This is a genomic window from Candidatus Neomarinimicrobiota bacterium, assembly GCA_017656425.1.
In the GTDB taxonomy this organism is placed as follows: domain Bacteria; phylum Fidelibacterota; class UBA2242; order UBA2242; family B5-G15; genus JACDNV01.
In genome coordinates, this window is the sequence record JACDNV010000008.1 from 134,820 (window position 1) to 148,997 (window position 14,178).

Annotated in this window: 5 protein-coding genes; all 5 read left to right on the plus strand. The window is 35.2% G+C overall.

Translation table 11 applies throughout. From position 1 onward, the window contains the following. The first annotated feature begins 72 nt into the window (after positions 1–72). The 5 genes from H0Z29_07310 (at position 73) to H0Z29_07330 (ending at position 13,861) form a co-directional block, all read left to right on the plus strand. The gene (locus H0Z29_07310; protein ID MBO8131307.1) at positions 73–3,207 is read left to right on the plus strand and encodes a TonB-dependent receptor; all 3,135 of its coding nucleotides are present in this window, start codon (positions 73–75) and stop codon (positions 3,205–3,207) included. Positions 3,208–3,224: 17 nt separating this feature from the next. Then, positions 3,225–7,178: a hypothetical protein gene (locus H0Z29_07315; GenBank protein ID MBO8131308.1), complete on the plus strand. Its 3,954-nt coding sequence runs from the start codon at positions 3,225–3,227 to the stop codon at positions 7,176–7,178. Between the two features lies 1 nt (position 7,179). Continuing rightward, positions 7,180–8,232, plus strand: coding sequence for a PorV/PorQ family protein (locus H0Z29_07320; GenBank protein ID MBO8131309.1), 1,053 nt, complete (start codon positions 7,180–7,182; stop codon positions 8,230–8,232). A 24-nt stretch (positions 8,233–8,256) separates the two neighbouring features. Continuing rightward, positions 8,257–10,377, plus strand: a complete 2,121-nt coding sequence (locus tag H0Z29_07325) for a T9SS type A sorting domain-containing protein (protein MBO8131310.1) — start codon at positions 8,257–8,259, stop codon at positions 10,375–10,377. A 70-nt stretch (positions 10,378–10,447) separates the two neighbouring features. After that, positions 10,448–13,861 (plus strand): T9SS type A sorting domain-containing protein, encoded by a 3,414-nt coding sequence (locus H0Z29_07330; GenBank protein ID MBO8131311.1) that lies wholly within the window; start codon positions 10,448–10,450, stop codon positions 13,859–13,861. Positions 13,862–14,178 lie beyond the last annotated feature (317 nt).

A 14,178-nucleotide genomic window follows, 5' to 3' on the forward strand; every position in this document is an offset into this window, starting at 1 on the left:
TTCATATTTATTCTATCGAGTATTTGCCTGTATCCACAATCCGATAAGATATCCGGTAAAATCCGAGGATTTGTGAGAGATAGCGAAAGCGGTAAACCGCTCATTGGTGCTGATGTAATTATCTTACCAGTAACTCTGGGGAAAGGTGCTGCTACAAATGAGAATGGTGAATTTTTAGTACCTAATGTGCCAGCAGGGACATATGATATTAAAGTATCTTATATAGGATATAGTTCTGAAGTTTTAAAGGGTGTGACGGTATTCCCAGGAGAGACAAAAGTCATTAATTTCTATCTGAAGATGTCTCCCATTGAGGGGAAAGTAGTTGAGGTTGTTGCAGAGGCAAGAAGAAGTATTGTTTCAGTCAGGTTGCCCAAAATACAAACTGAGATAGAGGGGGAAAAGATAAAAAGAATGCCAGTTACTGATTTTACGGAAGTTATAGCAAATTCTGCAGGTGCTATTGAGATAGAAGCTGGTAGATCGAGAGGATTACATATAAGAGGTGGCAGAACAGGGGAGGTTGCTGTATATGTTGACGGAATTAATACAAATGATCCAGTTGATAGAAGTATAGGTATTAATCTGGATAATTCGGCAATAGAACAGATTGTGATTAGTTCAGGTGGTTTTTCTGCCGAATATGGTGAGGCTATGTCTGGTGCTGTAAGCATTATAACTAAGGAAGGAGAAAGAGATAGGATTTCAGGTTTACTTGAAATTGAGTCCGACAGACCGTCTACAGGTATTAATGAAGATCTGGATTATGGTTATAACAAATACAGGTTCAATATCAGTGGACCTATACCATTTACAAAAGAAATTTTAACTTATTTTATTTCATCTTCTTACGAAAATACAAGAGAACGAATCCCTCGCCCCATACATCAAAAGCACAGCAGTATAAAATCACCATCTGCTACAATAAAATTAGTCTATAAGAAAAAGAATTCGCCTGATAAGATAACTATAGGAGGTAGTTTTAACGATGATGAGTACTATTACTATAATCATAGTATTTCAGAGGGAGATTGGTTGAGGGATTATTACAAAGGAGAAAGGGGTCACAGAAGACTCAGCTTTAAATATCAAAGTAATATATCAAAGAATACTGCATGGGAGTTTTTTGCATTCTATTATAATACATACCGCAGGTGGTCATCTGGTGAGGGAAAAGATTATAATGATTTTAAATACATATCCACTCGTCTTGATTGGGTGAATTATGCATACGAGAATAGATGGTATGACCCGAGGAGTAGAAAATGGGAACCTTTAATTGGTGCGGATGGGAATTTATTAATATATGACTCCTCTCTGGTTTCTCCAGATGGCACTCCTCTAATAAGCTTAAGCTTTGAAGATCAGGCCTTTTACTATTACTATGCCCAAAAAAATTACTATGACCCATTTACAGGGAAATGGATAAGCCCGGAAGCTGAGGCTGAAGCAATGAACCAGAGATGGCATGATACATCTTATTGGTATATACCAAAGGATTTAAATCCCAGTTCAATGTGGTATGATCCTGCAGATTCTACAGTAAAGGTAAAGTTTTTCGACAGGAATGAATATTCTGCATACCTATTTCTATCACCAGATTCTCAGGAGGTTTATGATTTATGGGGTTATAATGGGGATCTGCATAATGGGTGGTATTGGGATAAAGACATATTCAATCTTTTTACTTATGGACCTGGTCGGCCCTGGTTTCATAATCAAAATACCAGCCATATAGCATGTGAGTTTCACTTAATGTCACAGGTTAATATTTACAATGAGGTCAAATTCGGGTGGAAATTTCAGCAGAGCTACCTGAACTATTATGATATCCAATTTGCAAATCCGAAGCCATACTTTGATTCCTATCATTATGAGCCAACAGTAGCGGCGGGTTGGATTGAAAATAAATTTGAATATGAAGATTTGATTATACATCTGGGTTTTAGATATGATTATTTTCATTCCCATGCGAAGGCATTATGGAATCCTGATAATTTTGATCCGGGGAAGGATGGCCTTGAGGATGAAAATGAGCCTGGGTATGATCCTTTATTAAATCCTGATCCAAACAATGATAATTATGATCCTAGTAATAATCCATCGGGGACTGAGGGTGACGGAATAGTCGATTATAGAAAGGCACGACCAAAGCATCAATTGAGCCCGAGATTTGGAGTAAGTTTTGCCGTTTCGGATAAATCTGCCATGTATGCAAATTACGGACACTTTTTTATGATACCAGAATATGGAGAGATATACCAGAATATTTATACTGATCTTACCAGTGGGTATCCTCTGGTAGGCAATCCTGATATTGAACCAGAGCATACAATAGCTTATGAGATAGGACTGAAGCACGGATTTTCTCAGATGCTGGGCTTTGAAATTTCTGCCTATTATAAAGACGTTGAGAATCTTTTAGCAACCCGTACTTACAATACAATTTTTAATGGACAGGTTGCAACTGTTACCTTTCAGGAGTCTGAAGATTTTGCTAAGATCAAAGGAGTTGATTTTAGATTGAAGATTGGATTGCCCTTGATAAATGGTGAGATTACCTACTCATATCTGGATGCTAAGGGTACAGGTTCCTCAAATCGTGAATTTTACTACCTTTATATTGATCAGCCTGAAAGACCTCTTCCTGTAAAAGAGTATCCACTTGAATTTGATGTCACGCACTCTTTCAAAACAAATTTAAATTTTTATATTCCTATGATTAAAAAAACAAAAAATATTCTTATCAATATGTTCCAGGATGTTAATATTAACACCCAGATAAATATCAATTCGGGAGCACCATATACGCCTGAGGATATTCACAGTAAACCGATGGAACCGGGATCAAAAAGAATGCCTTCAATTATGAGAATAGATTTGCGAGCTGAAAAATATATAAGAATAAATAATAGGTTGTTTTTGAGCGTATACGTTGATATAAGGAATCTTTTTAATAAAAGAAATATTGTAATGGTTTATCCATATAGTGGACTTCCGGATGATCCTGGTAGATCACCTGTATTTGAAAAGACAAGATATTCAAGATATATCGGTGAAGTTGATCCGACAAATCCCGATAATATTGTAGACTCGGCGGAAGAAGCCTATGAAATACATATGAAACTGCGGAAACAGTACTATAATGTACCAGGCAATTATGGTATACCAAGAATTGTAAGATTTGGGATTTCTTTTCAATTTTAAATTTTAAAGTGGTCTGAATGAGAAGATTATTTTTCTATATTATATTTTTTTCAATAATTTGTTATGTAAATGGTCTATTCGGTAGACTGAAGGATATTAATAATTTCCCCAAAAATAATATATTATTAAAATCCTTTTTACTTAAAGCTCCTGATGTTATGATATCATGGATTGGGGCTGGATATTTAACTAAATATACCATAAGCAATGCCGGACAAAGTGGACTTTTTGAACCGCCCCCAGGCTGGAGCTTCTATAATGGTTTGTGGCCTACTGGATATGGACTTGGAAACGGGAGAACCGGTGAGTTTCCAAGAGGAACAAACCAGTTTTATGTCTGGGCAGCAGGTCTCTGGGTTGGTGCAAAATCCGAACACTTTAATACAGCTGATGATAAAAGCGTAACGGTATTAATTAATGGTAAAAGACGAACATTTTCAAATGTCAGAGTGGCAGCATGTGCCTATTATTCTGATTTAAGCGCAATTTCTCGCCTCTGGCAGTCAAACCAGTTGATTAATGGAGAGACTGACGGTAAAAATGCTGTATATAAAGGGAAGTATCTTTTTGGCCAAAAAAATAAAAATATTGAGGATTATCAAGATGTCTGGGCTTTTTTTATCCCAAAAGAAGGTGATTATTATGGTATGGAAGAGAAAGATACTATATTCAGACTAGATTATGTAGAAATAAATAAAAAAAGAATAAAGGTTCTTGAAAGTAATCCAAGTCTCGATCCAGATTTGATCTTACTTGATCCTTTCAGGTTTGATAGAAATGGAAATATTATCGGGGATATTGTTTCTGATGAGGATACATATACAGTTTTTGGTGATTATATAAATGAGAAATACGGATCTTTTCTCTGGACGATGGGTTACGATTTACGTCCAGTTGGAATCCAAGTCGTACAACGAACTTATTCATGGAATATGGATGATTTTATATACATAAATTATAAAATAAAAAACATGAATCCATTCCCACTTGATTCTGTTTTCGTAGGATATTTTATGGACAATGATATTGGATATGCTGACGATGATATGATAGGCTTTGATAAAAACCTGAACATTGGTTATTCTTACGACTATGATTTGATTGAATCAGGATGGCAGAGCTCTGCCGGATATATCGGAACTATTTTTGTTGAAACACCAACGGATACCATTAATGGAGAAGAAAAAGAAATTGGGTTAACGGGTTTTCATACATGGATACGGTCTGATCTGGGTGTGAGTGAGGGATTTCCTGGTGATGTGGACGATGAAGGGACTGATCATCTAAAATATGTGGAACTTGCAATGGTAGATAGTTTTGAGACATATGAAAATCCGCAGGATGTGAGACAGCTTGCCTGCTCAGGTCCCATTAAAAGGCTCGAACCAGGGGAAGAGGTAAGCGTAACTATTGCAATTGTAGCTGGAGCCTCTCTATCGGAATTGAAATCTAATGCAGAATTAGCTGTGAGAAAATACAAGACAGGCTTTATTGGTCCAGAGCCGCCACCATCTCCATCACTAACGGCAATTCCAGGTCACCATAAGGTATATTTATCCTGGGGTAAAGAACCTTTGAACGCTATCGATCCGTATACAGGTGAGGCAGATTTTGAAGGTTTCAGAGTTAATCGGAGTAAGACAGGTTTGCAGGATGATTGGGAACTTTTAAAAGAATATGATATTGCTGGGGATAGTACAGAAAATATGGCAACAATTGAATATACAAAAGGTAGTTCAAACGTTATAGCAACATATGAGGGATTAATTGGCAGAAAGGATTTGCAGAGTCTGGAGCCGGGAGAGCAGAGTGATGAAGAGTTACAAAGTCTTCTTTATAAAAGATTTAAAGAAGCAATTTATACAATAGAATTTGTTAAAACTCAGATTATTGTTGATGGTGTGAATAAAGACACATTGAAAATGATTATATATGACGTTACAAATAGACAACTTGTACCTTTTAATTATAATGCTTTGAGTAATGGATATGGCTTTTGTATATATAGTAATTACAATGGGAATAAGGTAACCGGTAAACAACCAGACGATATATATAGGTCGTGTTATTATATCTATTTTGACGGTATATTTATAAAAATTTCGAATGGCTTTTATACCGATAGAGATGGTGATAATGCTGGAAACGGGAAATGGGATAATGGAGAATATTTTGAAGATTTAAACGGTAATGGAAAATATGACACAGGCGAACCATTCATCGATGTCGAAGAAGATGAAAAGCAACTACAGTATCTATCACCTCGAGAGGGTGATATTTTTACTGTTAGAACTTTCAGAGCAAAAGATATAGGTTCCCAGACTGACCTTGAATTTACCTATGTTGATGAGGGATTAGTTAATGGTATGACATATTATTATTGTGTGACAAGTTTTGACAGGGGGTATCCGCATTTAAATATTCCGTCCATTGAAAGCAGTTATTATCAGAATATGATTGCCGTAGTTCCACAGCATCAACCGCTAAACTATGTAGGAGAGCCTGGTATATCAGAAGTTACCCATATAGGTAAGTCGACCGGGAGGCTAATTGTTAACGTTACTGATTCAAGGAAATTGAAAGGACACAGGTACAGGGTATTATTTTTTAGAAATAATCCTGAATCAAATTCCGTATCAGCTGATTATGGTATTATTATTGATGATGACCTGCCTTATTATATGGTATCAAATGAAATTGTTGGTAAAGGTGGTAATTCAAATATTTGTACAGGTAAAATATCAAATACTGCGATTGTTCCAGGAAGTGTTGTAATCAAATATGCCGGTAGTGAAATAAGAGATGACTCATCAGGATTCTTATATGGTATTGTAGGAAATGACACGGTTACAGGTAGTGTTCATTATGGAAATGGTTCCTTAAAGTTAGTATGTAAAAATAGTATTTTTTCAAGTGACTCAGATTTTAAAGTAACATACGCTTATACTACTCTTAGACTTAAAGAGTGGCAAGCTGATTCTTTAACCAGTTTGATAAAATATAATACTCCGGTATATATTGTAGGTGAATTAAAGGAAGACAGTACCTTTGACGAACACGGTTTTATATTTAAAGTTGAATCTCCAAAGCTTTCTATAGATTCATTGACATGGAGTCTGTCCACAGATCAATCTGATATCTATCGAATTAAAGTTGGTTCTATCTCAAAAATTGAGCCGTACGATTATATAGTAACTTTTCCCGATACCGGCACACGATCCGCAATTGCTACTCTGGAAAATTCTCCTGTTCCGGATCAACGTGTTCCATGGAAAGTGTACAATGTAACTTTGGGGCTTGAAAGCCGCAGTTTCAATCCTAATGGAGCATTTATTTATAATGAATTGATAAAATGGAGATATGACCATACACCCCCTTATGATAGTTTAAATATTAATACTATTAGAGTTTTACCAGAGTACTTAAGAGGTGAGAATCGGGTGGATCCTTTTGCCTTTGAACTTATTTTAGTTCCAGTAGATACGAATCTCGCGGGAGCAATTTACCTTGATCCACCGTCTGAAAATGATACGCTATATGTTTTTACTTCAAAACCGATAACATCTGACGATATATTTTTATTCAGTACTTATAACATGTTTACTGAAGTGGAAGATATCGATATGAATAAGATCAAAGTGGTGCCAAATCCCTATTACATCAGAGCAGCATGGGATAGAGACAGATACAATCAGCATATAGATTTCAGGCATCTCCCGGAAGGTACATTAGATAATCCAGTCCACGTCAGGATTTTTAACTTAGCTGGAGCACTGGTTGCCCATCTTAAGAAGAATGGTGTAATTGATAAAAATGAAGTCAGAGATGAATATGGTACCCTTTCATGGGATTTGAGAGACTTTAATGGATTGAAAATAGCAAGTGGTTTGTATATCTATCAGGTAGAAGCCAGAATTAATGGAAAAGATTATGCCAAAGTAGGGAAAATAGCTATAGTTATGGGACCATAGGATGATTTTAAGGAATCTATTTCAATGTAAAAGAGTTTTGTCAATATTTCTCATATTAGGATTTTGTAGTATCAGTTTTGTTAACGCGGGTGCGGGTGCCCAGTTCTTACAGATATTTCCCGCTGTACATATAGCAGGTCTCGGTGGGGCTTTTACAGCATACGATGGAAACATTGAATCCATTTTCTGGAATCCATCCTCTATAATGTCGGTTGGATACCGAATGGCGATGTTTAATAACGCCAATTATTTTGCAGGGGTAAGGCATGCAAGTTTCGCATTCCTTCAGCCTTTCGAGAATAATACACTGGGGATATCTTTTATTGCCCTCCTGAGTGGAGAAATTGAGGAAACAACAGAAATTGAAGATGAAGGTACAGGTCATACTTTCACTGCTAATGATTATGCCTTTGGTTTGACCTACTCCAGAGCCATGACCGATAAGTTTAATGCCGGAATCACAATAAAGTTATTAAATCTCAATCTTGCTAAAGTATCGGCAACAACTATTAGCTTTGATTTCGGAGCATTATATAAAATGAAAATTTTAGGTAATCTTAGAATTGGATTTGCAATCAGGAATTATGGACCAGATTTTCGATATAAGGGTGAAGGATTGATCGGTTATACTAAAAAGTCTGATAATCCCTTTGCGGAGGAGGATGTCAAATATGAACTGGTATCAGCCTCTACTCCACTACCTATGAGTTTTCACCTTGGAATTGCGTCTGATATATACAATTCCGGGTTTAGCAAAATATCTTTATGCTTTGATATAACTAATGGTATTGATCAGAAGGAGAATTTTTTGTTTGGAATTGAATATTGTATTTCGGATTTTTTATATATTGATATTTCCCATTCAAATTTGAAAGCTTTGTCTTGTGGTTGGCGGAATTATTCCTCCCTTGGAGGCAATATGCGGGGAGCCAATTGGGGAGCTGGAATTAATCTTGGTAAATTTTTTGATAAAATATTCTGGTTTGGCTATTCTTTTGAATCACATAGATATCTCCCCCCAGTTCAAAGATATGGTGTAAAGTTGAAATTTTAAAAGTATTTTTAGGAGGCTAAGATCATGAAGAAGTATTTGCTTATTTTTATTACAACATGCTTTCTTTTTCATTTTTCCCTTTTTGCACGAGAATGGCATGATGTGAAAATAATCTCTTACTCTAATAATAGAGTGATTTTAAAATATAATGAGATGTATCATAAGCTGGCACCTAGGTTGAATAAATCCTCAGAACAGGTAATAGTGGATACTATTTACTATTACAACCCACCGATATCTCCTGATGTTTATGATGAATATTTAGCCGGTTATCAAGGAACAGGAAGTGATCCTGCTGATACCTGCATAAATTGGTTTTCTCTTCTCGCACCTGGGACAGTAACAAAAATAATGATGCAAAATGTTTCATCAGGAACGGCAAATTTTAATATGTTTGCTCCTGCGATAGATTGGGATGAAGGAAGATATGTGTTCCCGGATGATCCTGAATCAAATTCTTTGCTTCCATATTCAGTACCATTTTTTTGTGAAGCTAAAAACCCTGATGAACAATTTACAAATGGAGAGTGGACACCGATATGGAATGTTTTTGATATCAAGGCGAATTTTGGAAGTGGTATTTATCTTGAAGGGGATAGTCTGGATTTCTGGGTTGGATATTCTTTGGATAAAACAGGGAATCCGAAAATCTGGCAGGATGGCTATTATCATGATTCCGATTTTGAAGGAGCATGTAGGAGTTTTTCCACTTTACATGCATTTTGCCCTAATAACTACGGCTGCTGGTATAGTATCGTAAATGCAAATGACAATAACCTGTGGCTTTCTCATATAATGCAGATTGAGGTGGAATATGAGCATCTTCCTCCGATAATTTCTGATGTGTCAAGGTTTTCCGACACCTTTGCGAGCCAGAAAAAAGTGAAAGCAAAAATTGTTGAAATTGAGGGAGAGACATTTACAGCAGAACTTGTGTATAAGACAGGAATTAATGGTCAGTATCAATCTGTTACAATGAAAGATGTTGGGAATAATAATTTTGAAGCAACACTTAATATAGAGGAGGGTGATACCGTATATTACTACGTTGAGGCGACTGACGAGTCAGATTACACTGGATATTCAAATATTATGTCAATTGTAAATGTAGTACCACCTGAGAATGCCCCACTTTTGGTAGTTAATAATAATGGTGGTGAAACGTACTGGGAATTTCTTAGAGGTATAGTGAATATTGGACAGGCATATTTTTTCTGGGATATGAACCAACATAACGGTATTGACAGTACAGTTATAAATTATTCCGGGTTTAAAGCTTTGATGGTCTTTGGATGGGGAACCGATATAATTCCGATAACTGATGTGGAAACCCAGGATGTCTATGGAATAAAAAAATTCCTTGATAATGGAGGTAGTTTATTGCTTTCTGATATGGATTATCTATTCGCATGGGGTCTGGAGGGACAGGAATATTTTCAACAGGGTGATTTTGCTTATGATTATCTTGGTATAGATAGGTATGAGAGTGATCCTGATGATGATAACAATGTTGAAAATGGTGGATCTGCTGATAATAGAATGAAAGGTGTGAACGATGATGTAATTTCTGGCGATTTCTCTGGTTCAAACTATTACGGACCGATTGATTATGAAATGCCAGATCCAGATTGGGCTAACTGGGGCGATTTTATAGTAGCGAATTCTGAAGCTTTTGATATTTTTCACGGAGTATCTTCAAATAAAAGCATGGCTGTTAGAAAAGAAGGTGAAAATTTTAAAACCGTTACTTTTGCTTTCCCAATTCATCTCTGTTCAGATCCGGAAAAGTATTCTACTCTTCTCTATAATACCCTTCTCTGGTTTGGTGCATATCAACAGGATATAGATAATGAGTATAGGAATGTCAAAGATTACAAACTGAATCAAAATCATCCGAATCCGTTTAACCCTTCAACAAAGATTTCATATTATATTCCCAGTAATAGTCATGTTCTGTTAAATGTTTATGATATTAATGGAAGATTGGTAAGAAATCTGGTTAATTCGTATAAAGAATCCGGTTGTTATATAGTAGTCTGGAATGGTAAGGATAATATGGATAAACCAATGTCATCAGGTGTATATATTTACACTATGAAAATTGGTAATAATGTGTATTCAAGGAAAATGTTATTGATAAGATAAAAGTAATTATAAAAACCTGTCTTGTGATTTTTACCAAATAAAAGAATAGGCAATTAGAATAAATTTAAACATGAGATATAGAAGCTTCAGTAAAGAAATAATAATTATCTCGTTTCTGAGTTTGGTCCTTTTTAGCGATGTTGCTTCCTCAAAACAGGTTAAAGAAACCACAATAGATAGGATTGAAAAAGCGTACAGAGCAGGTCATATTGATTATCAAAGTTATTTGGTAAATCTCGCGTATTTAGTATTTAATAAAAAGAAATTGACTAAGAAATTACTAGTTGAAGGTGAATTACCACTGAAATGTGGAAACCCCATTATTGAGGTAATAAAGAATAATTGGGATTTGCTTCCTGAGGAGACCAGAAATTTTATTTTGAAAAAAGTGACTATGCCATCTGGTTATTCCTGGGATGATTCATTTGAAAGTCCTGGCGGTAAGTTTTTAATTCATTATTATACTTCGGGACCTGACACAACACCCATGACTGATGAGAATGAAAATAGTGTGCCTGATTATATAGAAAAAATGGCTGAGTACTTTGATCATGTCTGGAAAGTTGAAATTGATACCCTCAATTATATAGAACCTGATCTTGGAAGTAATGGTAAACTTGATGTTTACGTTGAGAACTTATCAGGGGTATATGGCTATGTGTGGGGACCGGATAGCCTTCATATGGACAATGATTATAATCCCGCGCCAAAAACGACCGATCCGGAAGGAGATCAGGCTGGAATCATGAAGGTTACAGCAGCACATGAGTTTCATCACGAGTGTCAGCTAATGTATAAAATAACAAAGAGCTGGTATAAAGAGGCTACATCAACATGGATTGAAGATGTTGTCTATGATATAGTAAATGACTATGTGCATTATCTTGGTAGGTTCTTACAGTATCCGTATTTATCATTAGACGTATTCGAGAAAGATAACATTCATCAATATGGAGCGTGTATTTTTAACAAATTTTTATCTGAGAAATATGATTCGATAGATATAATCAGGCAAATATGGGAAGTGGACGAAACCTCTGCACTTCATGCAATAGATAATGTTTTGAAGGAGTATGGATCGAGTCTTGAACAGGCATTTTCAGAGTTTGTAGTATGGAACTGGTTTACGGGGATCAGACATGAAACTAATCTGCCTCATTATGAAGAAGCCTCCATGTATCCTATCGCATCAACTCAGAATAGGCATTATATTACATCTGATTTCGTTAGCGTAGACAATTTTTCACCAGAGGAATACTTACCTGATCATCTTGGCTGTAATTATATTCGCATTGATAATTCTGATAATGATAGGAAATTGATTGTGAATTTCCATGGTGACAATACTGTTAGATGGTCGATATCGACTATAAAAAGTTATGACGATTCATATTTCCAGTCCGATATTATAGAGCTTGATGATGGTGCTGGTTCGATTTTTATTCATGATTGGAAAGATCTGAATTATATCATGGTTATACCCTCAGTCATAGCACGTAGTGGTGTGGACTTCGAATATAATTACTCACTTATATTGGCGGATTATGGTCTGTTTGTGGAGAAGTACTTCTATTTTGATGTTGGGAATGAATCGGATGGATATATATCACCGGGAGAGGATGGGGCTATTATTGTAAAGATTATTAACTATGATAGGGATTATGCAAACCTGCAGTTGATCTTACGTACAAACGAGAATGGAATTGAAATATCCGATAGTGTATTATTAATTCGTGACTTTTCTTCTAATGCTTCATTAATAAATGACAATCAACCTTTTACATTTCATATTGAAGAGAGTTACAATAAACCAACTGCTCAGTTTACACTTCATGTAGTTGAGAATGGTAACGATGTTGCAGATTTTAATTTAATTATAAAAATAGGTTGTCCGGAGATATTGCTTGTCGATAATAGTATGAACTCAGAGGGTTCTGGTTTAAAAGGAATACTTTATTCTCTTGGCTTTATTTATGATTACAAAGATTTAAGATGTATTGGTATAGATAGTCTATTTTTCTATAAAAGAAAACTTATAATCTGGTTTTCCGGTGACAATCATATACCTATGAGTAAAGTACAGTTTGATTCAATTGCAAATTTTCTGAATAATGGTGGTAGATTATTCATTACAGGGAATAATTTTCTAAAAGGAATTAAAGATTCAATACCTTATTATCCAGATGTATTTCATTGTAGATATATAGATACCTTAAATTCAAGCAGGTTAATAGGAGTAGATTATGATCCTGTAGGTCAATCACATAATGATCAGTTGTGGATTTTAAACAAAAGTCAGTATAATGATCGTTTTTCTGTGGATAGTGATCCTGCCTCTCAGATATGCTTTAGGTTTCCCGGGACAGATTACGGTGGTATTATGAGATATATCGGAGATTATCGATTTGTTCTAGCCGATTTTTCAATAATGGATCTGTATCAACCATCGATTGATTATTTGAGTGCCGAAGATTTAATGAAAAGAATAATGAACTTTCTACTAAGTCAAAATGGTCCTCCGTCAGTACCTATCCTGCGCCTGCCCAGTGAGGATACTATATTTGTTAATAGTGTAAATGATAGACTTCTATTTAGCTGGTCACGGGTTATTGATACTGATAGTGATACTGTAAAATATATTATAAGTTTTAAATCTTCGAATAATATATCACATAATACCGTAGTAGCTGATACATTTTATATTTTGACTACATCTAAAATAATTGAACTGTTTAATGCAGATTGGGATACATTAATTTTAAAATGGAGAGTGATAGCAACGGATGATTTCAACGCATCATTTTCATCTGAACAAAATTGTGTGCTTGTGAAGAATGTTAATTTACCACCTACCGCTTTTTCTTTAATTGAGCCTGATGATGGGCAATTGATTTATCTAAATAGTGAGGATACTACACTAACTTTTAGTTGGCAGAAATCATTAGATCCAGAAGGTAAAACGATCGGGTATGAATTTTTTATTACCGATACCTCTTATAGGGATACAATATTTCAAAGCATTCTGGATACAAATTTTATTGAAGTGGATAAAAATTTATTTAATGAATTCTTATTTGTTAATGATAGCTTATTTGTAAAATGGTTTGTTATTTCCACAGAAGGATATAGTATAACAGAAAGCAGCTGTAGAAATGCACTAATTATTGTAAAAAGCACCGAAAATTTGGAGGAGAGAAGTATTCCATTGGAATTCAGGCTATTAGGTAATTATCCAAATCCCTTTAATAGTGTGACCACAATTGTTTTCAGCATTGGTGAAGAACGTTTTTGTAGTCTGGATATTTATAACATCAGAGGGCAAATTGTAAGAAACCTTGTTAGAGAAAAATTATTTCCTGGCGAGTACCGTGTAATATGGGATGGTAGAGATAACAATAATGCTGTTTTGCATTCGGGTATTTATATTTATGTTCTAAGGTCTGGTGGTAGAAAAAAGATTGGACGAATGCTTTTGCTAAAATAATAGAGTTTATTTCTTGTATTGATTAGAAAAAAAAATTCAATTATATTTGGGATTGTTATTTGAGGTTATTATAAAAAGATTATATAAATTGTTCTAAAAGGTCTTGAAATAGATTAAAATTTAAGTTAAATTTATTTGCTATTTATGAATAGAATATTGGATGCAGAGTCGATATAATTGGCTTTGCAAAAGGGGCTTTTTGACAAGTGAGAGACACATAACAAGAGGCTGAGTGTGGGTTTCGCTCGACAATTTTATATACAATGGAGAGTTTGATCCTGGCTCAGGACGAACGCTGGCGGCGTGCCTAACACATG

Bases quoted from the DNA above. Each gene is read 5' to 3' on its own strand.
- H0Z29_07330 (MBO8131311.1), top strand. From the start codon at position 10,448: ATGAGATATAGAAGCTTCAGTAAAGAAATAATAATTATCTCGTTTCTG.
- H0Z29_07325 (MBO8131310.1), top strand. From the start codon at position 8,257: ATGAAGAAGTATTTGCTTATTTTTATTACAACATGCTTTCTTTTTCAT.
- H0Z29_07320 (MBO8131309.1), top strand. From the start codon at position 7,180: ATGATTTTAAGGAATCTATTTCAATGTAAAAGAGTTTTGTCAATATTT.
- H0Z29_07315 (MBO8131308.1), top strand. From the start codon at position 3,225: ATGAGAAGATTATTTTTCTATATTATATTTTTTTCAATAATTTGTTAT.